This is a genomic window from Salinispora cortesiana (assembly GCF_000484695.1).
Classification (GTDB): domain Bacteria; phylum Actinomycetota; class Actinomycetes; order Mycobacteriales; family Micromonosporaceae; genus Micromonospora; species Micromonospora cortesiana.
The window spans coordinates 1-1,013 of sequence record NZ_AXVR01000204.1 but is presented as its reverse complement, the minus strand read 5'-3'; the positions used below and the strand labels follow the sequence as shown (position 1 = coordinate 1,013).

1 protein-coding gene is annotated in these 1,013 nt (G+C 67.6%); it reads left to right on the top strand.

Translation table 11 applies throughout. The features are described 5' to 3' along the window. Nucleotides 1-255: 255 nt before the first annotated feature. Nucleotides 256-1,013: DUF4397 domain-containing protein (locus K228_RS0125230; RefSeq protein WP_025620826.1), on the top strand; the 758-nt coding region annotated here is incomplete at its 3' end.

Below are 1,013 nucleotides of genomic sequence, written 5' to 3'. Positions count from 1 at the left end.
AGCCATACCCGACGAGCCCAAGACATCCACCAGCTACAATGCCGGCCCCTCAATCATCGACAGGCGTCAGACCCGCGAAGAATCAGGGTTAGTACCTGTCTTTCGCAGGGCTATTCGTCGACTCAGGCGTCCGCGGATGCAGCGACGCCAAAAAAGACAAAGTTTCCTCCGGCCGCATCCGGCTGGTGTGGAGCGGACGTAACCCGTTCCGAACACCGAGCCTGACTAATCAACATCAATCAGCAGGAGGCAGACATGCAACGCTCGTACTTTCGTCGGGTGGCCGCCGGCAGCGCGGTCGCCGCGCTGACGTTCGCCGGAGTCGGCGCGCTCACCGCGACCCCGGCGTACGCAGCGACGGCCGAGGTCTCGGTGGTCCACGGCATCCCGGACACCCCGGTTGACGTGTACGTCAACGGGGAGAAGACGCTGGACAACTTCACTCCCGGCGACGTCGCGGGCCCGCTGAGCCTGGCCGAGGGCACGTACGACATCGCGCTGACCAAGCCGGGCGAGCCGGTGGACAGCGCGATCCTCACGGTTGACGACGCGGAGGTGCCGGGCGGCACCAACATCAGCCTCGCCGCCCACCTGGACGCCAGTGGTCAGCCGAAGATCACGCCGTTCGTCAACGACACGCCGAAGGTGGAAGCCGGCAAGTCCCGGCTGATCGTCCGGCACACCGCCGCCGCTCCGGCGGTGGACGTCCGGGCCGGCGGCACCCCGGTCTTCACCGAGCTAACCAACCCAAACGAGGCCAAGGCGGACGTGGACGCCGGCAGCGTCAGCGCCGATGTTGTGCTCGCCGGCACCGAGACCGTCGCGATCGGCCCCGCCGACCTGGACCTGGGTGAGGGCACCGCGACGATCATCTACGCGATCGGCTCTGCTGAGGCAAATAGCCTTGAGGTCGTGGCGCAGACCATCACCGGCCTGCACTCCACCCCGGCCGGGGTGCCCAGCGGCGACGGCGGCCAGGCCGCCACCGGGACGAACACCTGGTGGTACCTCCT